Below are 546 nucleotides of genomic sequence, written 5' to 3'. Positions count from 1 at the left end.
TCGTTTGAGGCTAGCCCTAAAGCTATTTCGGAGAGAACCAGCTATCTCCAGGTTCGATTGGAATTTCACCGCTACCCACACCTCATCCCCGCACTTTTCAACGTACGTGGGTTCGGGCCTCCAGTAAGTGTTACCTTACCTTCACCCTGGACATGGGTAGATCACCTGGTTTCGGGTCTACGACCCCATACTCTGTCGCCCTATTCAGACTCGCTTTCGCTGCGGCTCCGCCTTCTCAGCTTAACCTTGCATGGAATCGTAACTCGCCGGTTCATTCTACAAAAGGCACGCCATCACCCATTAACGGGCTCTGACAACTTGTAGGCACACGGTTTCAGGTTCTTTTTCACTCCCCTTCCGGGGTGCTTTTCACCTTTCCCTCACGGTACTGGTTCACTATCGGTCACTAGGGAGTATTTAGCCTTGGGAGATGGTCCTCCCGGATTCCGACGGAATTTCACGTGTTCCGCCGTACTCAGGATCCACTCTGGAGGGGATGGACTTTCGGCTACGGGGCTTTTACCCGCTCTGGCGAACCTTTCCAGG

1 rRNA gene is annotated in these 546 nt (G+C 53.7%); it reads right to left on the bottom strand.

Annotation, left to right across the window (positions count from 1 at the left end):
- Nucleotides 1–546 (bottom strand): 23S ribosomal RNA (locus ACSW3C_RS20230); the annotation flags it as partial.

This window comes from Sporosarcina sp. AD_1, from assembly GCF_057373025.1.
Note: the sequence above shows the minus strand (reverse complement) of the source record. Positions and strands in the feature narration are given on the sequence as shown.